Origin of the sequence: Sphingomonas sp. LR60, from assembly GCF_036855935.1 — a bacterium.
Taxonomy (GTDB): Bacteria; Pseudomonadota; Alphaproteobacteria; order Sphingomonadales; family Sphingomonadaceae; genus Sphingomonas.
The window spans coordinates 293,296-317,569 of sequence record NZ_JASPFK010000001.1 but is presented as its reverse complement, the minus strand read 5'-3'; the positions used below and the strand labels follow the sequence as shown (position 1 = coordinate 317,569).

Below are 24,274 nucleotides of genomic sequence, written 5' to 3'. Positions count from 1 at the left end.
CAGCGCGAGACCTTACATCCCGCCGAGCATGTCGATGTGGTGCTGCACGACCGGCGCGATTTCGCCCGCAGCGGTCTTCAACGGCGCGGCGGTGCCATCGGCGGCATAGCCTTGATGCAGGGCGAGCGCCTGCTGGTGCGCGGTCTGCTGCTGGGTCATGTACGTCCGGTCGCGCGTGGTGCCGCTTTCGCCGCGGAGCTGCGCCACCATCTGGTTCTGCTCGGGCGTCATCATTGGCGGCTTGGGCTTCAGCCCGGCCTTGGTGGCGGCGCTCTTGACCATCGCGGTGCTCTTATTGTGGTCGCGGATCATGCCTTGCGCGAACGAGCGGACCTTGGGGTCCTTGGTCGATTGCAGGACGATCTGGCTCGACGTCTTCTCGTAGAGGTCGCCGGCACCGGCGGCGGCGACATAGGCGTCGGGGGTCATCTGCTGCGCGACGGCAGGCGTGGCGAGCAGGATGGCGAGGGCAGCGGCCGGCAGGAAACGCTTCATCTTCTCTCTCCGTCACATCGTTCGGATTTGTGCCCTGTCAAACGCGCTGCTCGGGGCGAACGTCCCGGAAAGAAACCAATATTTCTATGTGATGCCGATCAATGGAGCGGCCAGAAGAACAGGATCAGCGGCGTGCCGACCAGCAGCACGAGCGCCGACAAGGGCGCGCCGAGCCGCGCGTAATCGCCGAAACGATACCCGCCCGGCCCCAATACCAGCGTGTTGCACTGATGCCCGATCGGGGTGAGGAAATCGCTGCCGGCACCCACCGCCGTCGCCATCAGGAACGCTTCGGGGCGATAGCCGAGGTCGCCCGCGAATTGCGCGGCGATCGGCGCTATGACCAGCACGGTCGCGGCATTGTTGAGGAACGGCGTCACCGCCATCGCCGCGGCGAGGACCAGCGCCACCGCTCCCCATGCCGGTAGCACGGTCGCGGTCTGCGCCAGCCATGTCGCAATGACGTCCGACGCGCCGGTGGTACGCAGCGAGTCGGACACCGGGATCAGCGCGCCGAGCATCACGAGGATCGGCCACTCGATATGATTGTACGCCTCGCGCACCGGCAGCAGCCCGGTCACGACGACGATCCCCGCCGCGGCGAAGAAGGCGACGCCGACCGGGACCCAGCCCATTGCGGTCGCGAACATCGCCGCGCCGAGCACCGCGACCGGCAACCAGCCGCGCCGGCTGGTGCCGAGCCGCAGCTCGCGCTCGGCGAGCGGCAGGCAGCCGAGTTCGCGCAATTTCTCGGGCAAGGTGTCGAGCGTGCCCTGCAACACCACGACGTCGCCGGTGCGCAGCGCGATATTGCCGAGCCGGCGCGACAGGCGCTCGTCACGGCGCGAGATCGCGATCAGGTTGACGCCGTAGCGCGCCTGAAGGTCGAGCCGCCCGGCGGTCTGTCCTTCCAGCGGCGACCCGACGTTGATCACCGCCTCGATGACGCCGATCTCGCTCTCGCCGCGATCGGTACGCTTCTCGCGTTCTTCGCTCTCCAGCGTCAGTCGATCGCCCGCGATCGCGCGTTCCAGCGCGTCGGGGTCGCCGCCGAGGATCAGGGTGTCGTCCGCGCGCAACTCGGTATCGGCGAGCGGATGGCTCCGCATCCCCGCGCGCACCATGCGGGTGATCGTCACCTCATGTTCGTGGCGATCGAGGAACGCCGCGACGGTTTCGCCGACCGCAGGCGAGCCGTCCGGAATGACGATTTCGGTGACATAGCCGGTAATGTCGAGCGCTTCGGCCATGCTCGGCGCGGCGCGGCGGTCGGCGGGGATCAGGCGATAGGCGATGCTGAGGTACAGCAGTCCGACGACCAGCAGGCCGAGGCCGACCGGCGTATAGTCGAACATCCCGAACGGCTCGCCCAGCATCTGTTCGCGCGAACGGCTGACGATGATGTTCGGCGAGGTGCCGACCAGGGTCATCAACCCGCCGAGCAGCGACGCGAACGACATGGGCATCAGGAACACCGAAGGCGAGGCGTTGTTCTTCTTCGCCATCTGGATCGCGGCCGGCATCAGCATCGCCAGCGCACCGATGTTCTTGACCAGGGCGCTGGCGACGCCGACCGAGCCGGTCAGCACCAGCAATTGCCCGCGCACGCGGCGGACACGCCGCGCGACCTTGCGCAGCACGCGCTCGATCACCCCGGAGCGCTGCACCGCTGCCGACAGAACCAGCGCGGAGGCGACAATGATGACGATGTCGTCGGAGAAGCCCTTGAAGGCGTCGGCAGGCGCGACGATGCCGAGCGCGAGGCTGGCGAGCAGCGCGATGATCGCCACGAGGTCGTAGCGGAAGCGACCCCAGATGAAGAGGGCCATCATCCCGATCAGGGTGGCGATCGAGAGAAGTTGCGGGGTGGTCATCGTCTGCCGCTCAACCGTGGGCTTGTCGCGCGGTTCCGGCTTGCTGCCGCAGGATAGGGTGAATTGGCGAAGGTGAACGCCTCGATCCCAGCCGGTTCGTTCGTGCTGAGGCGCCGTCGAGCGCAGTCGAGAGAGCGTCTCGAAGCACGATGGTTGCGGGTGTCCGCTCAATAATCCTTCGACACCCGCACGTTTCCGCTCTGCCGCCCGAGCGTCGAGATCGAGGAGAGCAGCGACAGCCAGCGCGTCACCTGGAACTCGACGCGCGTCGCCGAATAGCCGGCACCGTCGGTGATGATCTCCGCATAGAGCCGCCGGGTCACATATTTGCCCGCGGCGATCGACGTGCCCTGCCCGGTCTGCGGATCGGCGGGGAGGATGCGCAGCCGGTCGAGGCCCGCTGCACGCCGTACCGCATTGATCGGGTTGAGCCCGTTGCCGCCGCCCTGCAATGCCGCCACCGCGGCGGCGAGTTGCAAAGCCTCCGGCGCGGACAGATTGGTGATCGAGGTGCCGAACAACAGCCGCGACAGCAATTCGTCCTGCGGTAGCGCGGGGGTGCTCGCGAAATTGATCTCGGGCTTCTGCGCGACGCCGGTGACGCGGATCGTGGCGTTGAGCCCGGTGGTGTTCGCCGCCGCCTCGATATCGAGCGCCGGGTTCGCCGGCACCTCGCCCGCAAAGCGGATGATCCCGCGTGACAGTTCGAACTCGCGCCCCGCGAACTCATAATCGCCGCGGACGAGATCGGCGCGTCCGGTGATCGCGGGGTTGGTCGGCGTGCCGGCGATCTGGACGTCGGTGGTCCATTCGCTCGCCAGCCCGAGCCCCGACACCATCAGGCCGTTGCGTGCGCGGGCATGGACGTCGAGCCGCCACGGCGCGGCGGCGTCGTCGTCGACCTGATCGCCGCCGGGTACGTTGATTTCCCGGACGTTGATCTGCGGCAGCGCACTGGCGACCGTCGCTTGTCCGAGCCGGTAGCGGCTGCTGTCGAGGCGCACGTCACCCGAGATGACCCCGCCGACCCCGTCCGAGGTGAAGGCAAGCGGCCCGGTGGCGGTCGCGCCGATATCCTCGCGATCGATCAGCACCGCATGATCGGCGTCGACGCGCAGGTCGAAAGCGACTCCGCTCGGCGCGGCGAAGTCGAAGCTGCCGGTGCCGCTCACGCGCCCGCCACGCCCGGCGTCGCCGGTGAAGCGCTCGATCCGCAGCCGCGATCCGTCGAAGCGGCCGGCGGTCTGGATGTTGGTGACGACGGTGCCGGTGGTCGCGCTCTGGATGCGCGCGTTGCTGGCGCGAACCAGCCCGCGGATCTGCGGGTTGGCGACGGTGCCGGTGACGTCCGCCGACAGGGCGACCGGGCCGGACAGGTCGAACAGCTCGATCCGGGTGAGGCGCCAGAGCGTGTCGGCGGGGCCGGAATAGCGAAGCTGCGCGAACAGCCCCGCCTTGGTCAGCCGCTCGACGAGATCGCCGCTGCCTAGCGGCTTGAGCAGCGCCTGCGCACGGCCCACAGTGCGCCCGCCCGACGCCATCACCATCCGCACGCCGAGCTTGTCGGGACCGAGTACCCCGGCAACGCCGATGTCGATCGGCGCGGACGAGCTGAGCAGCCCCGAGCGGGTGAGCCCACGGATCGTCAGGTTGGTGCGCCCGGTCGGCGCCGCGCCGTCGCGCGCGTTGAGTTCGAGCGTGCCCGTCGCGGTGCCGCCGAGCCCGAGGCCGCTATAGCCGATGTCGAGCACGCCGAGCGGCAGGCGCGTGAGCGAGGCGCGTACCGCGGTTTCGCCGTTGCCGAGCCGGCCCGACACTTCGGCGGCGCCGCCCGCAAAAGTCAATTTGGTCGGGTCGAGTGTCCAGAGATCGCCGACGCGGCGGAAGACAGCGGGCGTTTCCAGCCGGATCGGCTGCTGGCCGATCGTCCCCGAGGCGCGGACCGCATAGCCGTCGGCGGTAATCTGCGTGACGGTATCGACGCGGAAGCCGACCCCGCGCGAGCCGGCGATCGAGGCGCGGACCTCGCCGGTGTCGCCGGTCAGCGCCGCCTGTCCCGAGAAGCGCGACACCGACAGTGCGCCACGCCGCAGGCCCGCGCCGCTGGTGGTGGCGTTGACGCGTGCGCCATCGGGTTCGAGCAGCACGTTGAAATCGACGCGTGCCTGCCGGACGGTCGCCGCGCCGGCGAGCCGCGCGTTGCGTGCGTCGATCCTTCCGCTGATCCGTTGCACCTCGCCGACCGGCACGAAATCGAGCGCGCCGGTGAAGCCGCCCCCGGCGACGTTCATCCGCCCGCGAAATCCGCCATCGACGATATCGAGCGTGCCCGTGGCGCGCGTGCCGCTGACGTCGAGCCGCGCGATCGCGATCTGCGCCTGCTCGCCCGGCGGCAGCAGGATCGCGCCCGCGCCCTCGAACGGGCCGAGCCGCGATCCGCCCGCGGCGGTGAAGGCGAAGCCCTGCGGCGTCGGATCGAGGTGCGCGCGGACGTTGTTCAGCCCCATCGCGGCATTGGGACGCGCGAAGACGAGGTCGATCGTCGGCTTCTCGATCCTGCCGTCGAGCTTGAGCTGGACCGGGCCATAGCTGCTCTGCGTTCCCGATCCCTCGAACACGAACGTACCGTCGCGGCGGCGATAGCCGGTGCCCGAGAGCCGCAGCGATGGCGCAGTGAGCACGAGGCGCGTGAAGTGGAGCACGCCGTCGGGGGTGCGCTCGAGCAGCGTCTCGATTTGCGGCAGGCCGCCGGCCAGGCTGCGGAAGAAATCGTTGTCGAGCCGCAGCATGCGCGCAGTCCCGCGCCCGATCACGCGCGTGCCGTGCCCATCGGGGCCGGGGACGACGCGCAGCTGCGACCGCACGTCGACCACGCCGAGCCCAGGGATCAGATACCGCCCGAGCGCGCCCGACAGCGCGACGTCATAGCGCCCGGTGTGAAGGTCGAGCGTCAGCCCGATATCGCCGGAAAGCTTGTCGGAACGCAGCTTTAGCCCGTCACCGGTGACCGTATGGGCGGTGATGCGCAGCACCCCCGCCACTGACAGGTTGCGCAGGATGCCGCCCGCGACATCGCCGACCCCGGTGACGCGCGCGGCGGTAAAGGCGACCGGCAGCGCGATCGGGCGCGGTCCCCAATGGCCGCGGCCGGCGGCGCGCGCCTGCTCGAAGCCGGTATCGTCGAACGCGAACCGTGCCGCCGTGAGGCGATAGTCGAAGGCGAAGGTGCGGAAATTACCGTCGAGAATCGCGCGCAGGCGCAGGTCGCGCGCGGTCATGTTGCGGAAAAGCGCAGACGGGCTCAGCAGGTGACCGTTGACGCGCAAATTTCGAAATGCGCTGTCGGCGAGGTCGATCATTCCCTCCGCCTGCAACGCGAGCGACGGCGAACGCAGCGTCAGGCTCCCGTCGAGGCGGCGGCTGACGAACGTGCCCGCGCCGTTCACCAGCACCCGCGGGGCGGTCAGCGACTGGAGCTTGCCGCGCGTGACGCTGGCGGGCGCGACGGTGCCAGTCAGCGTATATCGGCCGGCCGTGTTGCCGAGTGCGAGGTCGACGAGCCGCGTGCCCCCCGCCATCGCCACCGCCTGCCCGCGCCACTGCCGCCAGTCGCCCGCGCCGTCGATGTCGAGCGCGATCGCTCGCCGCAGCCCGGTCAGTTGCGCGAGCACGCCCGTCGCCGCGCCCTGCGCGCGCGCGGCAATGTCGAACTTGCCAGCATCGGGACGCGAATCGAGCCGCAGCCTGACGCGGTCGCTGCCCGCCACCAACGCATCGAGCGCGACCACCGCATGACCGTCGCGAATATCGGCGCGGGCGAGCAGCCGCCCGTCGCGCACCCGACCGGTCACCGCAGGCGCAACGATCAGCCGCGCGACCGACAGGCGACCGATCGCGATGTCGAACTTCGGCAGCAGCGGGCCGGAGCGGCCGGTATCGCGCGGCTCGGGCAGCTTCGCGAGTGTCGCGACGGGGATATCGAGCGCCGTGATGTCGAGCCGGTTGTGGAGCCAGGCGAACGGCGACCAGTCGAGCCGCGCGCGCGGCACCGACAGGACGAGCCCCTTGGGATCGTAGAGCCGGAAGTCGACCAGCTCGGCCTCGCCGTATAGCGAGCCCTCGATCCGGCCGAGCCGGAACCGCAGGCCATTGTCGGGTTGGAGCGCGTTGACGCGGTCGGCGACGATGCGGTGGCCGATACCGGTGTCGATCACCACGGCGACGACCGCGACCAGCGCCAGCACCGCACAGAGGATGAAACCGAGAATGCGCAACCCGCGCATCAGAACGCCTGCCCCAGCGAGACATAGACCGCGATCCGCGAGTCACCCGGCTGCGGATTGATCGGGGTGCCGACGTCGACGCGGATCGGGCCGAAGTTGCTGTAGTAACGCACGCCGATCCCCGCGCCGTAGCGCAGCCCGCTGAAATCGGGCAGTCCGCCAGTGTAGATGTTGCCGCCGTCGAGGAACGGCACGACGCCGAAATTGCCGAACGCCTTCACGCGCGCCTCGATCGCGAATTCCGCGAGGCTGCGCCCGCCGATCGGATCGTTGTTGACGTCGCGCGGGCCGATCGACTGGAAGCTGTAGCCGCGCACCGACGCGCCGCCGCCCGCGTAAAAACGCCGTGACGGCGCGATCTGGTCACGCGGCGCGCCCAGGATCGTGCCGAGGCGCATCCGCCCCGCCAGCACCACCGACGAGGTCACCGGCTGGTACTTGCTCGCATCGAGCTGGACGCGAGTGTAGCCGAAAACGGTGTTCTGCAAAGATATCTCGGGACTGACCCGCCCCGACAGCCGGAAGCCGCGCGTCGGGTTGAGCAGATCGTCCGACCCGTCATAGCCGAGGCTGGTGGGCAGCGCGCCGATCAGGAAGGTGCGGCGGCGCGGGACGCCGGTCGAGGCGATCACGTCGCGCTCGTCGGTCGCGACCAGTTCGGCCCCCAGCGACCACGTCCAGGTCTTTTGAAAGAAGATGTTCGTCTGCCGTTCCAGCGCCGCCGACAGCGAGATCGTCTGTGCGTCGAAGGCGTCGCGGCGCAGATGCGCGGCGGACAATTGCGCAGTCAGCACGCGGTCGCGCGCGTGGAAATTGTTGCGCCGGAACGTGATCTGCCCAAGCTGTTCGCGCGTGCCCGCCACGCCGCGCAGCGTCACCGCGCCTTCGGGCGGGAACAGGTTGCGGTGCGTCCAGCTGATCTCCGAGCGCGCGCCCTCGCCGGTGCCATAGCCCAGCTCGACCGCGACGGTGCGCGGCGGCGCGGGTTCCAGCCGCACCGCGACGTCGACCACCGCCGGGTCAGCGCCGGGCACGGTGCGCACCTCGGCGGTCGAGACCAGCCCGGTCTGGACGAGCGCGCGTCGCAAATCGTCGACCTGCGAGGTCTCATAGGGTTGGCCGGGGGTGAAGCGTGCGATGTCCTGCACATGCGCGGCGTCGAAGACCTTGTTGTCCGCGTTGACGGTGATCCGCCCGAACCGCCGCGCGGTGCCCGGCGCGACCTCCATTGCCAGCGTCGCGGTCTGCGTCGCGCGATCGACCACCACTTCCGGATCGCCGACCTGCGCAAAGGGAAAGCCCTCCTCGCCGATGCGGGTCTTCAGATTGGCCTCGGCGGCGGCGATCGCGTCGGCGTTGACCGGATCATTGGCCTTCACCCCGAAGGCGTCGCGCAACACCGGTTCCTTCGTCCCCGCGGCCTCGACCCCGGCGAGCGTTACGCCGGTAAAGCGGTAGAGCGGCCCCGGCGTCGCGGCGAGCACCACCACCGGGCGGTTCTTCGCACGCTCGACGCGCGTCGTGACGGTGGCATCGTAATAGCCGCCGCCCTTGAGCAACGTGACGAGCAGGTCGGCGTCCTGCCGGGCGCGACGATCGAGCTGCGCGGCATTGGCTTCCTTGCCCTCCGCGCCGGCCAGCACCGATAGTTCACGGAACCGCTGCTTCAGCAAGGTGCCGCCGACCGTGTCGACGCCGTCGATCCGCCAGCCGTAACGGAAGCTGGCGGCGACGCTGTTCGTCGCGGCCGTCGGATCACCGGGGGCGGCAGCGAGATCGGGCCAGTCGACCCCGATATCGGGCAAGGGTGCGAGCTGATCGTTGGGATCGACATCGCTCATCGGCGCCGGCGGCACGACGAGCGGCGGCGTGGGCGCGGTCTGCGCGAACGCCGGTCCCGTCACAATCATCGCGCCGCACACGACGTGACCCAGCACGCGGTGCCGCCCCACGTCCGGCCACATGCCTCGCGGTCTAGGGTCTGTACTCAATCGCAACAAGGATCGTGATCGCCTCTGGAAGGCCGCCCACGAGGAGCGAAGCGCAGTCGGGTAGCTGCGCTACCCGCAAGCAAGCGACGATGCTGGGCGGCCTTCCAGAGGCGACCGCGAAGCGGCGGGCGGCTTTTGGCGCCATGCGGCGTCGCGCGTCGGTCACGATGCGAGAGCATCGCTCCCTCCTTGCTCCTGGCCTGGCGCCAAAATCCGCTCCGTCACGACCTTGTTGCGATTGAGTACAGACCCTAGCGGACCGATTCGCCAAGAAGAAGAGCCAATGCACAACGATTGCAGAACCATGTCTCGCGGCGGCCCCGGCCCGTCGCGGCGGCTGGCGTCGGGCGCGTCGGCGTGGCACAGCGCGCATATGGCTCATCCCCGCGCAACCCCTCCGCCGGCGGCTTCCCCATCGCGATCGGCGCGCTGGGCGGGACCGCGATCGGGCTCTATGCCGGACAGCCGTCGATCGGGTTTCTCGCTGGAATCGCCGCGGGCGTGGCGCTGGCGGTGTTGATCTGGTGGCGGGAACGGTAGACCGTCATTGTTTAACCGGGTCAGATCCGGGATGACAGACAGTTACTGAACCGGCGCGACCCAGCCCATCGCCAATGGCGTGGGCGGCGTGCCGATCTTGCGCGCGACGCGGTCGAGCCGCTCGTCGAAGCGGATGCGGTCGGTGACGTCGAGGTGCGCCTGCTCGTTCACCTCACGCGGGACCGCCTTTTCGATATGGCGCAGCGTGTGGTCGACGTCGGCCGCGCGCTGCTTGCCGATCGCCTCCCGCTCGCGCTGCGCGGCGGTGGTGGCGCGCAGGGTCGCGACACGACGCGCGAACCGCTCCTGCTGGCGGCGGTCGATCCGCCAGTGACCCTTGTAGCGCGCCGCCTCCAGCCCGCTGCCGCGCAACGAGCGATACAGCGCGTCGCGCGGGACCATCCGCCCCTTCAGCCGCCGCGCCTGCTTGTCGGCGAGCAGCGTGGTGTCGACCTCCATGAAGCAACCGGACAGATGCGCCAGCGCCTGCACCCGCTCGTCCATCCGCTGCTCGGGCAGGTCGACGCGGACCTTCTCCCGCGTGCATTCCGCCGCCGCCGGCACGGCAGCGAGCAGGGTGCAGGCCGTGCCCAGCAGGGCGAGCGAACGGACGATCGGCGAGAACATGGACGGCACCCCCTGGACAAGGAACATGGCGTAGCGTGCGGCGATCAGGCCGGCAACGCCTCGCCCGCGCGGCGCACGCCCTCCAGCGCGACGCCGAACACGAGGTGCGAGGCGAGACCATAGGCGTTGCCCGGCACCTCTGCCTCGGGCCACGGCCCCCAGCCCGCGGCGGGGACCAGAAGGTCGTCGAGCAGCAGCATCGTGGTCAGCCCGGTCGGCACGCCCCAGCCCCTGGCCAGCTCCGGCCACTGCCGCACCGCCAGCGCATAGCCGCCGCCGATCGCCGCCCCCAGCGCGTAATGCATCGCCGAGCCCGCGGCCTCGCGATGCTTCTGCGTGACCGGGCGGCCCTCGACCGCATTGCTGAGCGTGTCGGCGGCCTTGACGGTCGCGGGATCGTCGTTGCCGCCGTCCATCCCGAACGCGGGTGCTGCAACGTCCTGAAAACGGTCCATGACGAACGACGCGGCCAACCCGGCGCCGACGCCGATCAAGGCAGTGGTGAACAGCGAACGCATGGACATCTCCCGAACAATCGCGCGCTCAACGCACGATCACGTCGGGCGACGCATCACCGACGACGGAAGGTCGCGCGGGCCAGCCAGGCGCCGAGCGCGAGCAGCACCAGCGGCGCGAGCCACAGCGGAAGCGTCGCGGCGCGCAACGGCGGGGCATAGCTGACATAATCGCCGTAGCGCGCGATCAGCCACGACCGCACCGCCTCGGGCGTCTCGCCGCGCGCGATCCGCTGCCGCACCAGCGCGCGCATCTCGCCCGCCATATCGGCGTCCGAATCGGCGATCGACTGCCCCTGACAGACGACGCAGCGCAGCGTCTCCATCAGCGCGCGCGCCTGCCGCTCCTGATCGGGATCGCGCAACTGCGTATAGGCGAGTTGCGGCAGCGCGGTCTGCGCGGCGAGCGGCGCGGCGAGCAAGATGGCGGCGGCGGTCAGCGCCCTCACTTCGCGTCCGCCAATGCTTGCAGGAGTTGGGGCACGTCCTCGGCGCGGATATCGCCGACATGCTGCGCACGGATCACGCCCTTGCCGTCGACGACGAACGTCTCGGGCACGCCCGACGAGCCGAGCGCGAGCTGGACGCGGCTGTGCGCATCGGCGCCGACCCGCGCGTAAGGATCGCCGTTACGGCGCAGGAAAGCGGAGATGTCGCTGGACGTGTCCTTGATCGCGATTGCATCGATCGGCACGCCGGCGGCCTTGAGCGTCAGCAATTGCGGTGCCTCCGCGACGCACGGCACGCACCAGCTCGCGAAAACGTTGAGCAACCGCGGGCTACCCTGCTTGAAGTCGGCGGTGGTCAGGCCGGGCTTGCCGGGGGCGATCGCGGGCAGGACGAAGTCGGGCAGCGGTCGCCCGACCAAGGCCGAGCGCACCGTGCGATCGGCAGGTTTCCACAGCCCCCAGGCGATCACCGCGACGATGATCCCGAACGCGCAGAGCGGCAGCCAGACCAGCCAGCGCTTCACGCAAACGCCTCCGCCCGCTGCTTCGTGCGCCACAGCCGGTATTGATGCCCGACCAGCGACAGCGCGCCGCCGATCGCGATCATCGCCCCGCCCAGCCAGATCAGCGTCACGAACGGCTTCCACCACAAGCGCAACTGCCAGCGCCCGTCGTCACCCAGCGCGCCGAGCACCGTGTAGAGCTGCCCGTTCCACATCGTCGCGATCGCGCTTTCGTTGGTGGTCGTCACCGGCGTCGTGAAATAGCGGACCTGCGGGCGCAGCACGAAGCGCGCGCCGCTCTCGTCGGTGACCGCGAGCCGCCCTTCGAGCGCGCTCCAATTGTCGCTGACCAGTGGGCGTACGCCCTCCAGCCGAACCGTATACCCCGCGATCCGCGCCGGATCGCCGACCCCGACCGCGAGCAACGTCTCCTGCGTATAGGCGGTGCTGATCGCCATCCCCGCCAGCGACACCGCAATCCCGAGATGCGCGATCACCATGCCCCACAGATGCAGCGGCGCGCGTGCGAGATTGCGCTTGGCGAGCGGTGCGACGCTCGCCACCGCCAGCCCGGCGGCCAGCGCCACCCCCGCCAGCGGCAGCACGCTGATCGGTCCGCCGAGCAGAAACACGCCGACGCCCGCGAACAGCGCCGCGGCGATCGCGGGGAAGGAACGCTGGATCAGCGCCTCCGCGTCGTCACGCCGCCAGCGCAGCAGCGGCCCGACCGCCATCACCGCGACCAGCAGCAAGGCGATCGGCCCGGCGGTCGAATCGAAGAACGGCGGACCGACCGACAGCTGGACGTCGAACGCGCCGGCGATGATCGGGTAGAAGGTGCCGATCAGCACGATGCCCAGGATCACGGTCAGCAGCAGGTTGTTGGCGACCAGCGCGCCTTCGCGGCTGAACGGCTCGAACAATTTCCCCTGCCGGACGGTACCGACCCGCGCGCCGAACAATGCCAGCGCGCCACCGATATAGAGCAGCAGCAGCACGAGGATGAACGCGCCGCGCTGCGGATCGACCGCAAAGGCGTGGACGCTGGTGAGGATGCCCGAGCGCACCAGGAAGGTGCCGATCATGCTCATCGAAAAGGCGACCACCGCGAGCATCACCGTCCATGCGCGCAGGCCGTCGCGGGTGGCGAGCACCGTCACCGAATGGAGCAGCGCGGTCGCGGCGAGCCACGGCATCAGGCTGGCATTCTCGACCGGGTCCCAGAACCACCAGCCGCCCCAGCCGAGTTCGTAATAGGCCCAATAGCTGCCGGCGGTGATGCCGAGCGTCAGGAAGATCCATGCAGCCAGCACCCACGGCCGCATCGCGCGCGCGAACACCGGCCCGACATCGCGGGTGACGAGCGCGCCGACCGCGAAGGAGAAGGCGACCGATAGCCCGACATAGCCGGCGTAGAGCGTCGGCGGGTGGAAAGCGAGCCCGGGGTCCTGGAGCAGCGGGTTGAGCCCGGCGCCATCGGCGGGCGCCGGGCTGAGCCGCGCGAACGGGTTGGAGGCGAAGAGCAGGAAGGCGTAGAAGCCGAGCGCGATCGCCGCCTGTGCGGCGAGCGTCGCGACGAGGGTGGGCTGTGCGAGGCGGTGCTCGAATTTCGCGACCGCTGCCCCGGCGATGCCAAGGATCGTGACCCACAACAGCATCGAGCCCTCGTGATTGCCCCACGCACCCGCGAATTTGTAGAGCCACGGCTTCATCGAATGGCTGTTGGCCGCGACCAGCGCGACCGACAGATCGGTGTCGAGGAAGGCGCGGATCAGCGCCGCCATCGCGACCGCGGCAAGCGCGCCCTGCACGATCGCGACCGCGCGGATCGCGCCGACGGCCTGCGGCATGTCGCGCCGCAGCCCGAGCACGCCGAGCAGTACCTGCAATGCGGCGAGCGCAGCGGCGAGCCACAGCGCGGCGAGGCCGGTCTCGGCGGTCATGCGGAAATATGCCGTTGAATCACCCGCCCGCCTTACGCCGGTTCGCGGGCGCGCGTCGAGATGGTCGCCGCTTTCGTCCGGCCACCGTCATCCCGGACTGGATTCGAGGCTGAGGAAGGGAAAGGCTTTCACCTGATTCGTCATTCCCGCGCGGGCGGGAATCCAGACGCGCAGGTCTGCGATTGGGGCGCGAGGTCCGAGGTTCTGGATCCCCGCCTTCGCGGGGATGACGAAGGGTGCGCGGGGCGGAGTAGGGCGCTCCGTCATCGACCCTCGCGAAGGTCTCGCCCTAGCGGGAATGGCGGGAACGCCTCAGATCCGCCGGTGCTTCCCGCCGTAATGCTGGCCGATATAGTCCTTGATCCGCGCCATCTCGGTCGCGGCGGCGCGGGTCGCCTCGGCGCAGCACGGCAGCGGATCGCGTTCGGCAGCCGAGGCGCGCATCGCGACGCGCTCGCACAATGTCTCGACATCGGCCCGCGACAGCACGTTCTTCTCGCGCAGCACGCACAGCAAGCTCTGGAGAATAACCAGGCTTTCCTCGCCTGCGCGCGCGTCCGGGGTGATCATGACCTCGTCCTCTCCGTCGTTTTTCCACGACAGGGTACGCCGATCACCACCGGACGCAAGGGGCCTCAGCGATTGGCGGTCGCCGGCACCTCTCCCGCCAAGCCACCGCCCAGCGCGCGGTACAGCTCAATCAGGTTGTTCGCCTGCGTCAGCCGGGTCGTCACCAACTGCTGCTGCGCCGAATAGGCGGTACGCTGCGCATCGAGCGAGGTCAGGAACGAATCGACCCCGGCGCGGTAGCGCGCATCCGACAGCCGCGCCGCCACCGACGCGGCATTGGCGCGCGCGCCCTGCGCCGACAGCTGCTCGCCGATCGTGCCGCGCTGCGCCAATGCATCCGCAACCTCGCGGAACGCGGTCTGGATCGCCTTCTCATAGGTGGCGACCGCCGCCTCACGCGACGCCTTGGCATAATCGAGGTTGCCGGCGTTGCGGCCGCCGTCGAACAACGGCAGCTGCAGCGACGGCGCGGCATTGTAGTTGAAGGTCCCGCCCCCGAAGAGCCCCGTCAGCGCCGAGGAGATCGTCCCGATCGTCGCGGTCAGCGAGATGCGCGGGAAGAATGCCGCGCGCGCCGCGCCGATATTGGCATTCTGCGCGATCAGCTGATGCTCGGCCTGCAGCACGTCGGGGCGCCGCAGCAGCACCGCCGACGACACGTCGCCCGGCAGCGCGTCGCGGGTGAAGGCGACGGTGCCGAGCGAAGCGGGCAATTGCTCCGCCGTCACGGTGGTGCCCGCCAGCAGGTTGAGCGCATTCTGATCGCGCGCGACCTGCGCGGTCAGCGTCGCGATGTCGTTGCGCGCCGCTTGATAGTTGGTTTCGGCCTGTCGCGCCTCCAACTCCGAGGCGACCCCGATGCGGAACTGCGCGCTGGTGAGCCGCACCGTTTCCTCGAAGGTCTTGAGCGTCTCGCGGCTGAGCCGGAGTTGCTCCTGATCGGCGGCGAGTTGCAGCCATGCACTCGCCACTTCGGCGATCAGGCTGATCCGGGTGCTGCGCTGCGCTTCCTCGGTCGCGAAATATTGCTCGAGCGCGGCGCGGTTGAGGTTGCGGACGCGGCCGAACAGGTCGAGCTCGAACGCCGAGAAGCCGACGTTGGCCGAATAAAATTGAATGTTCGACGAGCTTTCGCCGACCGCTCCACCGGCCGCCGCCCCCGTGCCGCCACCGGTGCCGCCGGTCCCGGCGCCCACCCCTGTGCCGGTACCCGTACCGGCACCCGCGCCGGTGCCGCCGCCGGCAGCAGCGCCGCCGCCCGCCGCGCCGATCGCGCCGAACAGGTTGTTGGTATAGGTCGCCGAGCCGGTGACGCCGGTGGTCGGGACGATCGCGGAGCGCTGGACGCGATATTGCGCGCGCGCCTGAAGCACATTGGCCGCCGCGACGCGCAGGTCGCGATTGTTGGCGAGCGACGTCTCGATCACCTGCCGCAGCCGGGGATCGAGGAAGAAGTCGCGCCAGCCGATCTGCGTCACGTCGGGCGCGTCGGTGGCGGCGCGCGGGTACACGCCGCCTTCCGGCAGGGCGAGCGGCACCGAACCGGTCGGGCGTTCGTATTTGGGTGCCATGTTGCACCCGGCGAGCGCGCTGGTCAGGGCCAGCGCAGCGAGGAACGAGGAACTCTTCACGTCAGGCTCCCTGATGGGCGGTGTCGCCCGTGGGACGATCGTCATGGGCAGGCGCGTCGTCGTGCGGCGTCTTCTCGTCCTTGCCGTGCCCGAACAAGCGCAGCACGACGACGAAGAACATCGGCACGAAGAAGATCGCCAGCACCGTCGCGGACAACATGCCGCCGACCACCGCGCGGCCGATGGCGTTCTGGCCACCCGCACCCGCGCCGGTCGATATCGCGAGCGGCATCACGCCGAACACGAAGGCGAGGCTGGTCATCAGGATCGGGCGCAAGCGCAGCTTGGCCGCCTCCACCGCCGCGTCGAAGGCGCTCAGCCCCTCGGCGATCCGCTCTTCGGCGAATTCGACGATCAGGATCGCGTTCTTGGCGGACACGCCGATCGTGGTGATGAGCCCGACCTGCAGGTAGATGTCCTTGTTCAGCCCGGTCAGCCATGCGGCGAGCACCGCACCGATGATGCCGAGCGGGACGACCAGCAGGACCGAGATCGGCACCGACCAGCTTTCGTACAGCGCGGCAAGGCAAAGGAAGACGATCAGCAGCGACAGCCCGTACAGCGCCGGCGCCTGCCCGCCCGACAGCCGTTCCTCATAGGAAAGGCCGGTCCATTCCAGCGTCGTGCCCGGGGGCAGCTTCGCATGGATTTCCTGCAACGCTTCCATCGCGGCACCGGTGCTCTGCCCCGGCCCCGGCGAGCCTTGCAGCTGCATCGCCGGCTGCCCGTTGTAGCGGGTCAGCGAGACCGGCGCATTGGCCCATTCGAGCGTCGAGAAAGCGGTGAACGGCGCCATCTGCCCGTTCGCACCGCGAACGTAGAGTTCACCGACATCCTCGGGCGACATGCGATACGGCGCGTCGTTCTGGACATACACGCGCTTCACGCGACCGCGGTCGATGAAGTCGTTGATGTACCCGCCGCCCCATGCGGTCGCGATCGTCGTATTGACCGCCGACAGATCGAGGCCGAGCGCGCGCGCCTTGTCCTCGTCGATCTTGACCTTGAGCTGCGGCGCGTCCTCCAGGCTCAGCGGGCGGACCTGTGCCAGCCTTTTGTCCTGCGCGGCCATGCCGAGCATCATGTTGCGGGCCTGCACCAGCTTTTCGTGTCCGATGCCGCCGGTATCGACCAGCTGCACGTCGAAGCCGGTCGCGTTGCCCAGTTCCTGCACCGCGGGCGGGATCAGCGCGAAGATCAAGCCGTCCTTATATTGCGACAGCGCGCCCATCGCACGGCCGACGATCGCCTGTGCGCGATTGTCGCCGCCCGAACGGTCTTCCCACGGCTTCAGGTTGACGAAGACGAGGCCGGTGTTCTGGCCCTGTCCTGCGAAGCTGAAGCCGTTGATCGTGAAGACGCCCTGGACGTTCTTGCCTTCCTGCTTGAGGAAGTGGTCACGCGTGATCGCCAGCCCCTTGTCGGTGCGCGCGCTGCTCGCGCCCGCCGGTCCCTGCACCAGCGCGATCACGAAGCCCTGGTCCTCGTCCGGCAGGAAGCCCGAAGGCAGCCGGATGAAGATCAGCGCCATGCCCGCGACGATCAGCAGATAGACGAACAGCGAACGCTTCCAATGGCGCGCGGTGCTCTTCACCCCGCCCTCGTAGCGATGCTGCGCGCTATCGAACTTGTCGTTGAACCAGCGGAAGAAGCGAGCCAGCGGCCCCTGCCTTCCTGCTTGTTCGGGTCGTGCGGCTTGAGGATCGTCGCGCAGAGCGCCGGCGTCAGGATCAGGGCGACCAGCACCGACAGCACCATCGCCGAGACGATCGTGATCGAGAACTGGCGATAGATCACGCCGGTCGAGCCGCCGAAGAACGCCATTGGCAGGAACACCGCCGACAGCACAAGCCCGATGCCGACCAGCGCGCTGCTGATCTCGTCCATCGACTTGCGCGCCGCCTCCTTCGGGGAGAGATGCTCGGTGACGATCAGGCGCTCGACGTTCTCGACGACGACGATCGCGTCGTCGACGAGCAAGCCGATCGCCAGCACCATGCCGAACAAGGTCAGCGTGTTGATCGTGTATCCGGCCAGCGCCATCACCGCGAAGGTGCCGAGGAGCACGACCGGCACCGCGATCGTCGGAATCAACGTCGCGCGCCAGTTCTGGAGGAACAGGAACATGACGAGGAAGACGAGCACCACCGCCTCGATCAGCGTGTGGATCACCTGCTCCACCGACAGACGCACGAACGGCGTGATGTCGTAAGGATAGATGACCTTCACGTCGGGGGGCAGCGTCTTGCCGATGTCGGCGACGCGCGCCTTGAGCAGGTCGACGGTGTCGAGCGCGTTGGCACCCGCCGCCAGGCGGACGCCGAAGCCCGACGCCGGCTTGCCGTTATATTGCACGTCGAAGCCGTAATTCTCGGCACCGATCTCGATCCGCGCGACGTCGCGCAGGCGAACCACCGCGCCGTCCGTCCCCGTCTTCAGCCGGATATTACCGAACTGCTCGGGTGTCTGGAGCCGCGACTGCACCGAGACGGTCGCGTTGAGCATCTGCTCCTTGGGGGCGGGCTGCGCACCGATCTGACCGGCGGAGACCTGCGCGTTCTGCGCCTGCACCGCCGAGGTCACGTCGGCGACGGTCAGCGCGTAATTGTTGAGCTTGAGCGGATCGAGCCAGATGCGCATCGCATATTGCGAGCCGAACACCTGCAACTCGCCGACGCCGTTGATGCGGCTGATCGGATCCTGGAACTTCGACACGACCATGTCGGCCAGATCGTTGTTGCTGTGCGAGCCGTCGGTGGAGACGAGCCCGACGACCGCCAGGAAGCTGGCCGCCGACTTGGTCACCTGGATGCCCTGCCGCTGCACTTCCTGCGGCAACAGCGGCGTCGCCGCCTGCAACTTGTTCTGAACCTGCACCTGCGCGATGTCAGGATCGGTGCCCTGTTCGAAGGTCAGCGTGATCGTGACCACGCCCGCCGACGAGGAGGACGACGAGAAGTAGCGCAGATTGTCGATGCCGCGCAGCTGCTGCTCGATGATCTGCGTGGTGGTGCGCTCGAGCGTTTCGGCGTCGGCGCCCGGATAGGTGGCGGCGATCGCGACCGCCGGGGGCGCGATCTCGGGGAATTGGGCGATCGGCAGGCTGCGGATCGCGATGATCCCCGCCAGCATGAGCACCATGGCGATGACCCATGCGAAGATGGGCCGGTCGATGAAAAAGCGCGACATGCGGCGTTACTTCCCCTGGGCCTGCTGGCCCTGCGCGGCACCGCCCGGCGCACCGGGTTGGGCGGGCTTGGCATTCGGATTGTACGGGACGGCCTTCACGGGCATCCCGGGGCGCAGCATCATCGCGCCCTCCATGACCACCTTGTCGCCCGGATTGAGCCCGGCGGTGACCAGCCAGTCCTCGCCGATCGTGCGCGGTGCGGTCAGCTGGCGCGGCTGGAGCTTGCCGTCGGCACCGACGACCAGAGCAGTGGGATTGCCGCGCTCGTCACGCGTGACCGCGCGCTGCGGCACCAGGATCGCATTGTCCTTCGTCCCCTCGACCAGTTCGGCGCGGACATACATGCCCGGCAGCAACAGCCCCTTGGGGTTCGGGAACAATGCGCGGATCGTCTGCGTGCCGGTGTTCGGGTCGACGCTGACGTCGGCGAACTGCAGCTTGCCCTCGATCGGATAGACCGAGCCGTCCTCCAGCCGCAGCCGGACGCGCGCCGCGGTGCCGCCGCGCGCCAGATCGCCGGCGGCAATCTGCTGACGCAGCTTGAGCAGGTCGGCGCTCGATTGCGAGACGTCGACGTAGATCGGGTCGAGCCGCTGGATCGTGGTCAGCGGCGTGGTCTGCGCCGCGCTGACCAGCGCGCCGGTGGTCGCCACCGATCGGCCGATCCGGCCGGAGATCGGCGCACGGATCGTGGTGCGGGCGAGATCGATCTGCGCCGACCGCAGCGCCGCCTGCTGCGCGGCGACGTCCGCCTGCGCCTGCGCGGCGGTCGTGACCGCGTTCTCGTAATCCTGCCGCGCGATCGCGTTGATCTTGACCAGCTCGCCGTAGCGGCGCTGGAGCGCGGCGCTCGACGCGATCGCCGCGCGGGCGCGCGCCACGGCGGCACGCGCGCTGGCGACCTGCGCCTGGTACGGCTGCGAGTCGACGCGGTAGAGCGGCTGCCCGGCGCGAACGAGGTCGCCCTCGGTGAAAAGGCGCGCAGTGACGAGGCCGTTGACCTGCGGACGCACCTCCGACGTTTCGAAGGCGGTCGTCCGCCCCGGCAAGGTCGTGGTCAGCGTTACCGACTGCGGCTGCACGGCCAGCACGCTCACTTGCGGCGGCCCGGCCTGAGCCTGCTGTTGTTGCTGCTGTTTTTCGGCGTCGTTCCCGCCGCCGCACGCCGCAAGCGGCACCAGCATCATCGCGGCGACCGCGAACCCCGTTTTCGGCCCCATTTTCGGCATGGACATCTCTTATGAAGTGTGTGAGTGATCGCTCACTCACGAATGCTGCTACTGCGAACAGGTGGCATCGTCAAGCTGGGAAGAAGATGGTCGGCACAAATTGATGCAGCATTGTAAAGAAGGGTGTCCCGACCCTGACACCACGCTGATCCTCGACCGGAATGGAAAAGCAAACGCGCGCCGAGCGAAAATTGTTCAGGCCGCGCGGGAACTTTTTGCGGAGCACGGTTTCCATGCCACCAGCATGGCCAAACTCTCCGAGCGATCGGGTGTATTGGTCGGTCAGATCTATCGTGACTTCGCCAACAAGGAGGCGATCGTCGCCGCCTTGGTCGAACACGATCTCGACGAGTTTCTGGCTGGTGACGAACTGTGTGCGGCGCGTTGCACGGCCGATCGCACGATGGTGCGCGACTGGATCGCGCGCTTCATTGCGTGCAACGACCTGAACGACACGCGGCTGATTGCCGAAATCATGGCCGAGGCGAACCGCAACCAGCGGATCGCCGAGATCTTCGATGCGATGGACGATCGTCTGCGCGGGCAACTCGTGCGGGCGTTGAAGATCATCGTTCCCGCCGCGCACGACGAGGGGAGGCTCGCACGGCTCGGCGAGTCGATCCTCATCATGGCGGGCGGCATGTGCCAGCGGCGGCTGATGAACGCGCGGTGCACCGATCCGGAGGTGCTTAAGTTATTGATGGACTTCATCGATGGCGAGATTGCCGCGATCGAGCGCGATCAGGGTCCAGTCGCCGACCCGCGACCATGACCCGCATTGCGGCGCGGCGCCGACCGCTTATGAAGAACGGGAACGGAGCGGGGACGTAATGCAGTGCCGACAGCGATGAAGCTGGCCGATCTTGCAGTAATGGCAGGGGTTTCGACGGCGACCGTGTCTCGCGCGCTGTCCGGCCACCCCTCGGTCAGCAAGACCACGCAGGAGCGCATCCGCGCGCTGGCCCGCGAACATGGCGTGCGCCCCAACCAGCTCGCGCGCAACTTGCGGATGCGCAGCACCGGCGCGATCGCGCTCGCCATGCCGCTGGGCCATGCGCGCACCCAGCATTTGACCGATCCGTTCTTCCTGAGTCTGCTGGGCTTCCTCGCCGATCTGCTGGTGGATCGCGGCTATGACATCTTGCTGTCGCGCGTGCTGCCCGAGAACGACGAGTGGCTCGACCGGCTGGTCGACAGCGGGCGCGTCGATGGTGTGCTGCTGGTCGGGCAATCGGACCAATATGACACGATCGAGCGTGTCGCCGCACGCTATGCGCCACTGGTCGTCTGGGGGGTCAACCGGCCGGACCAGAAGCATTTGACGATCGGATCGGACAACATCCTGGGTGGCCGGATCGCGGGGACGCATCTGCTCGGGCTTGGGCGCAGCCGGCTGTTGTTCCTCGGCGATCCCGCGCCTCCCGAATTCGCGGATCGGCTGTCGGGGTTCCGGGACGCCGCCGGTACGATGCCGGTCGAGGTGCTCTCGTGCGAGATGGACCCGGATGCGGTCCATGCCGCCGTGCGCACGCGGCTGGCGAAAGGTGACGCGCCTGATGCGATCTTCGCCGCTTCGGACGTTGCTGCGATGAGCGCGTTGCGCGCGCTGACCGAGGCCGGGCTCGACGTGCCGGGTGACGTCGCGGTGATCGGCTATGACGACGTCACGCTCGCCGCGCATACGTCACCCCCGCTGACGACGATCCGTCAGGATCTGGTGACGGGGACGCGGCTGATGGTCGAAACGCTGCTCCGGCGAATCGCCGGGGAGCCCGCATCCAGCGAGATCGTCGCTCCGGAACTGATCGTCCGCACCTCTGCCTAACGAATTTCGCACTCTCTGCAATCGTTTGCAAAATGGCGTTGCAATCGATTGCAGGAGGAATATGTAGCTGTCATCAGGCCGTTCACAAAGAGCGGTCGTTCAGGAGAGGTTTTTCTGTGATGACACTGCGCTTCCGCCTGCTCGCTTCGATCCCCGCGTTGCTGATCGCCGGTGCGGCGCACGCGCAAGTCCCGCAGAGCGACACCAGCACTTCTGCCAATCCGCCCGAGGCCACTGCGGCCGAAGACATCGTCGTCACCGGCGTGGCACAGGGACGCAACCGGCTGGATACGTCGGTGTCGGTCAGCTCGCTCGATGCCGACCTGACCGCGAAGATCCCGCCGCGCAACACCGCGGAAATCCTCCGCAATCTGCCCGGCGTTCGCGTCGAAGCGTCGGGCGGCGAGGGCAATGCCAATATCTCGGTGCGCGGCCTGCCGGTCGCGTCGGGCGGCTCGAAGTTCCTGCAATTGCAGGAAGACGGCCTGCCGGTGCTCGAATTCGGCGACATCATCTTCGGCAATGCCGACATCTTCATCCGCAACGATTTGTCGCTCGCCCGCATCGAGTCGGTACGCGGCGGATCGGCGTCGACCTTCGCGAGCAACTCGCCGGGCGGCATCATCAACTTCATCTCGAAGACCGGCGAGCAGGAAGGGGGCTCGTTCCAGCTTTCCTCGGGCATCGACTATCGCGAATATCGGGCCGACTTCGCGTACGGCGGGCACATCGATGCCAAGACCCGCTACGAATTGAGCGGTTTCTACCGGCTTGGTGACGGTCCGCGCGACGTCGGCTACGACGCGATGCGCGGCGGGCAGATCAAGGCCAACATCACCCGCGAGTTCGACCGCGGCTATGTCCGCGTCTACGGCAAGTATCTCGACGATCGCAGCATCGCCTATCTGCCCAACCCGGTGCGCGTGACCGGTGGCAACGACGACCCGACCTACACCAACGTGCCCGGCTTCTCGATCAACGAGGACACGCTGCACAGCCGCTACATCGGTTCGTTACTGACGCTTGACGGCAACAACAAGCCGGTGCGTCGCAACATCGGCGACGGGATGCATCCGGTCGTCAAGTCGGTCGGGTTCGAGGGCCAGTTCGAGATCGCCGACGGTTGGAACCTTACCGAGCGGTTCCGCTATTCGGACATCTCCGGCGACTTCGTCTCGCCCTTCCCCGCCGCCGTCGGCGATGCGCAGACCACGGCCAATGGCTTCGCCGGCGCGGGCGCTCAGCTTTACTATGCCAGCGGCCCGCTTTCGGGGCAGCGGATCGCCAGCCCGGGAACGGTCGGCGGCAACGGCCTACTCGCCAGCGTGGTGCTGTTCGACGTCGACCTGAAGAGCCTGAACAACATCACCAACGATCTGCGCCTGAACGGCAAGGTCGAGCTGGGCGGTGGCGCGGTGTCGATCGCGGCGGGCATCTACAATTCGCGGCAGGACGTGAAGACCGACTGGCTGTGGACCTCGTTCTTCCAGACCGTTCAGGGTGACGGCCGATCGGTGCTGGTCGACATCCGCAACGCCGCGGGCGTGTCGCAGACCGCCGGAGGGACGCTGTATTCGGCGTCGTTCTTCGGCAATTGCTGCCGCCGCAGCTATGACATGCGCTACACCACCAATGCGCCGTTCGCGCAGCTCGGCTTCGAGGTCGGGCGGCTGAACATCGACGGCAGCGTCCGCTACGACTTCGGTTCGGCCAAGGGGAGCATCGCGGGCGACCTGCCCGGTGCGGTCACGACGCGCGCGCAGGACATGAACGGCGATGGCGTGATCTCCGCCGCCGAGCAGACGGTGGCGTTCCTGCCCAACAACCGGACCGGCATCGACTACGACTATAGCTATCTCTCCTATTCGGCGGGCGTGAACTATCGGCTGAGTGACACGCTGGCGGCGTTCGCGCGCTACAGCCGGGGCGGGCGCGTCAATGCCGACCGACTGCTGTTCGGCCCGACGATCAACCTGCAGACCGGCGGCCTCGTCCCGGGTGCCAAGCCCTACGACTTCGTGAAGCAGGCGGAGGGCGGGCTGAAATTCTCGTCCGGGCCGATCGGCCTGTATGCCACGGTGTTCAACGCGAAGACGCAGGAAACCAACTATCTGCTGTCGCAGCAGCAGTTCACCAGCCGCAATTACGAGGCGACCGGCGTCGAGCTGGAAGGCCGCTTCCGCCACGGGCCGTTCTCGCTGACCGCCGCGGGCACCTATACCGATGCCAAGATCACGCGCGACGCGACCGACGCGACGCTGAACGGCAACCGGCCGCAGCGGCAGGCCGCGTTCGTCTATCAGGCGACCCCGCAGCTCGACTTCGGGCGCGTCAGCTTCGGCGCGAACGTGATCGGCACCACCTCCAGCTACACGCAGCCGGTCAACCAGTTGAAGATGCCCGCCTACACGCAGGTCAACGGCTTCCTGCTGGTGCGCGCGGCGGATAACGTCAGCTTCAACCTGAATGCCAACAACATCTTCAACGTAAAGGGCATCACCGAGGCCGAGGACGCCGCGATCCCGTCGAACCAGCTGGTGCGGGCGCGGTCGATCAACGGCCGGACGATCGCCGCATCGGTGCGGTTCGATTTCTGAGGCAGGACGTAT

At 68.4% G+C, this 24,274-nt stretch carries 17 protein-coding genes and 1 pseudogene; 4 read left to right on the top strand and 14 right to left on the bottom strand.

Annotation, left to right across the window (positions count from 1 at the left end; genetic code table 11):
- Window positions 1–12: 12 nt before the first annotated feature.
- The 4 genes from QP166_RS01455 to QP166_RS01440 form a co-directional block, all read right to left on the bottom strand.
- Window positions 13–495: a DUF4142 domain-containing protein gene (locus QP166_RS01455; RefSeq protein ID WP_333914301.1), complete on the bottom strand. Its 483-nt coding sequence runs from the start codon at window positions 493–495 to the stop codon at window positions 13–15.
- A gap of 98 nt (window positions 496–593) precedes the next feature.
- Window positions 594–2,369, bottom strand: coding sequence for an SLC13 family permease (locus QP166_RS01450; protein WP_333914300.1), 1,776 nt, complete (start codon window positions 2,367–2,369; stop codon window positions 594–596).
- 167 nt (window positions 2,370–2,536) lie between these two features.
- Window positions 2,537–6,652 (bottom strand): translocation/assembly module TamB domain-containing protein, encoded by a 4,116-nt coding sequence (locus QP166_RS01445; protein WP_333914299.1) that lies wholly within the window; start codon window positions 6,650–6,652, stop codon window positions 2,537–2,539.
- Window positions 6,652–8,616, bottom strand: a complete 1,965-nt coding sequence (locus tag QP166_RS01440; protein ID WP_333914298.1) for an autotransporter assembly complex protein TamA — start codon at window positions 8,614–8,616, stop codon at window positions 6,652–6,654. The genes QP166_RS01445 and QP166_RS01440 overlap by 1 nt, the downstream gene beginning before the upstream one ends.
- A 384-nt stretch (window positions 8,617–9,000) precedes the next feature.
- Between QP166_RS01440 and QP166_RS01435 the strand changes: the two genes are divergently transcribed.
- Window positions 9,001–9,183, top strand: a complete 183-nt coding sequence (locus QP166_RS01435; RefSeq protein WP_333914297.1) for a hypothetical protein — start codon at window positions 9,001–9,003, stop codon at window positions 9,181–9,183.
- A 42-nt stretch (window positions 9,184–9,225) separates the two neighbouring features.
- Here QP166_RS01435 and QP166_RS01430 read toward each other — a convergent pair whose 3' ends face one another.
- From QP166_RS01430 to QP166_RS01385, 10 genes and pseudogenes are all read right to left on the bottom strand, one after another.
- Window positions 9,226–9,810, bottom strand: coding sequence for an STN domain-containing protein (locus QP166_RS01430; protein ID WP_333914296.1), 585 nt, complete (start codon window positions 9,808–9,810; stop codon window positions 9,226–9,228).
- Window positions 9,811–9,854: 44 nt separating this feature from the next.
- Window positions 9,855–10,328: a DUF1440 domain-containing protein gene (locus QP166_RS01425; protein ID WP_333914295.1), complete on the bottom strand. Its 474-nt coding sequence runs from the start codon at window positions 10,326–10,328 to the stop codon at window positions 9,855–9,857.
- 53 nt (window positions 10,329–10,381) lie between these two features.
- Window positions 10,382–10,774 carry a cytochrome c-type biogenesis protein gene (locus QP166_RS01420; RefSeq protein ID WP_443027175.1) on the bottom strand — a complete coding sequence of 131 codons (393 nt, stop codon included), beginning with the start codon at window positions 10,772–10,774 and terminating at the stop codon, window positions 10,382–10,384.
- Complete coding sequence (locus tag QP166_RS01415; RefSeq protein WP_333914294.1) at window positions 10,771–11,298, bottom strand: DsbE family thiol:disulfide interchange protein; 528 nt, start codon at window positions 11,296–11,298, stop codon at window positions 10,771–10,773. The genes QP166_RS01420 and QP166_RS01415 overlap by 4 nt, the downstream gene beginning before the upstream one ends.
- Window positions 11,295–13,220: a heme lyase CcmF/NrfE family subunit gene (locus QP166_RS01410; protein ID WP_333914293.1), complete on the bottom strand. Its 1,926-nt coding sequence runs from the start codon at window positions 13,218–13,220 to the stop codon at window positions 11,295–11,297. Before QP166_RS01410 ends, QP166_RS01415 begins: the two co-directional genes overlap by 4 nt.
- Window positions 13,221–13,532: 312 nt before the next feature.
- Window positions 13,533–13,790, bottom strand: a complete 258-nt coding sequence (locus tag QP166_RS01405; RefSeq protein WP_333914292.1) for a hypothetical protein — start codon at window positions 13,788–13,790, stop codon at window positions 13,533–13,535.
- A 65-nt stretch (window positions 13,791–13,855) separates the two neighbouring features.
- Complete coding sequence (locus tag QP166_RS01400; protein WP_333917224.1) at window positions 13,856–15,361, bottom strand: efflux transporter outer membrane subunit; 1,506 nt, start codon at window positions 15,359–15,361, stop codon at window positions 13,856–13,858.
- 61 nt (window positions 15,362–15,422) lie between these two features.
- Window positions 15,423–18,610: pseudogene (locus QP166_RS01395) on the bottom strand (efflux RND transporter permease subunit).
- A gap of 6 nt (window positions 18,611–18,616) precedes the next feature.
- Window positions 18,617–19,831 carry an efflux RND transporter periplasmic adaptor subunit gene (locus tag QP166_RS01390; RefSeq protein WP_443027235.1) on the bottom strand — a complete coding sequence of 405 codons (1,215 nt, stop codon included), beginning with the start codon at window positions 19,829–19,831 and terminating at the stop codon, window positions 18,617–18,619.
- Window positions 19,832–19,910: 79 nt separating this feature from the next.
- Entirely contained in the window at window positions 19,911–20,075 is a 165-nt protein-coding gene (locus QP166_RS01385) for a hypothetical protein (protein WP_333914290.1), read from the bottom strand.
- 9 nt (window positions 20,076–20,084) lie between these two features.
- Between QP166_RS01385 and QP166_RS01380 the strand changes: the two genes are divergently transcribed.
- The 3 genes from QP166_RS01380 to QP166_RS01370 all read left to right on the top strand — a co-directional run bounded on the left by QP166_RS01380 (window position 20,085) and on the right by QP166_RS01370 (window position 24,262).
- Window positions 20,085–20,612: a TetR/AcrR family transcriptional regulator gene (locus tag QP166_RS01380; protein WP_333914289.1), complete on the top strand. Its 528-nt coding sequence runs from the start codon at window positions 20,085–20,087 to the stop codon at window positions 20,610–20,612.
- A gap of 75 nt (window positions 20,613–20,687) precedes the next feature.
- The gene (locus QP166_RS01375) at window positions 20,688–21,665 is read left to right on the top strand and encodes a LacI family DNA-binding transcriptional regulator (protein WP_333914288.1); all 978 of its coding nucleotides are present in this window, start codon (window positions 20,688–20,690) and stop codon (window positions 21,663–21,665) included.
- Between the two features lie 119 nt (window positions 21,666–21,784).
- The gene (locus tag QP166_RS01370; protein WP_333914287.1) at window positions 21,785–24,262 is read left to right on the top strand and encodes a TonB-dependent siderophore receptor; all 2,478 of its coding nucleotides are present in this window, start codon (window positions 21,785–21,787) and stop codon (window positions 24,260–24,262) included.
- Window positions 24,263–24,274 lie beyond the last annotated feature (12 nt).

Excerpts from the sequence above, each read along its gene's own strand:
- QP166_RS01455 (WP_333914301.1), bottom strand. The coding sequence starts at position 495 with ATGAAGCGTTTCCTGCCGGCCGCTGCCCTCGCCATCCTGCTCGCCACG.
- QP166_RS01450 (WP_333914300.1), bottom strand. The coding sequence starts at position 2,369 with ATGACCACCCCGCAACTTCTCTCGATCGCCACCCTGATCGGGATGATG.
- QP166_RS01445 (WP_333914299.1), bottom strand. The coding sequence starts at position 6,652 with ATGCGCGGGTTGCGCATTCTCGGTTTCATCCTCTGTGCGGTGCTGGCG.
- QP166_RS01440 (WP_333914298.1), bottom strand. The coding sequence starts at position 8,616 with ATGTGGCCGGACGTGGGGCGGCACCGCGTGCTGGGTCACGTCGTGTGC.
- QP166_RS01430 (WP_333914296.1), bottom strand. The coding sequence starts at position 9,810 with ATGTTCTCGCCGATCGTCCGTTCGCTCGCCCTGCTGGGCACGGCCTGC.
- QP166_RS01425 (WP_333914295.1), bottom strand. The coding sequence starts at position 10,328 with ATGCGTTCGCTGTTCACCACTGCCTTGATCGGCGTCGGCGCCGGGTTG.
- QP166_RS01410 (WP_333914293.1), bottom strand. The coding sequence starts at position 13,220 with ATGACCGCCGAGACCGGCCTCGCCGCGCTGTGGCTCGCCGCTGCGCTC.
- QP166_RS01405 (WP_333914292.1), bottom strand. The coding sequence starts at position 13,790 with ATGATCACCCCGGACGCGCGCGCAGGCGAGGAAAGCCTGGTTATTCTC.
- QP166_RS01400 (WP_333917224.1), bottom strand. The coding sequence starts at position 15,361 with ATGGCACCCAAATACGAACGCCCGACCGGTTCGGTGCCGCTCGCCCTG.
- QP166_RS01390 (WP_443027235.1), bottom strand. The coding sequence starts at position 19,831 with ATGGGGCCGAAAACGGGGTTCGCGGTCGCCGCGATGATGCTGGTGCCG.
- QP166_RS01385 (WP_333914290.1), bottom strand. The coding sequence starts at position 20,075 with ATGGAAACCGTGCTCCGCAAAAAGTTCCCGCGCGGCCTGAACAATTTT.
- QP166_RS01380 (WP_333914289.1), top strand. The coding sequence starts at position 20,085 with ATGGCCAAACTCTCCGAGCGATCGGGTGTATTGGTCGGTCAGATCTAT.
- QP166_RS01375 (WP_333914288.1), top strand. The coding sequence starts at position 20,688 with ATGAAGCTGGCCGATCTTGCAGTAATGGCAGGGGTTTCGACGGCGACC.
- QP166_RS01370 (WP_333914287.1), top strand. The coding sequence starts at position 21,785 with ATGACACTGCGCTTCCGCCTGCTCGCTTCGATCCCCGCGTTGCTGATC.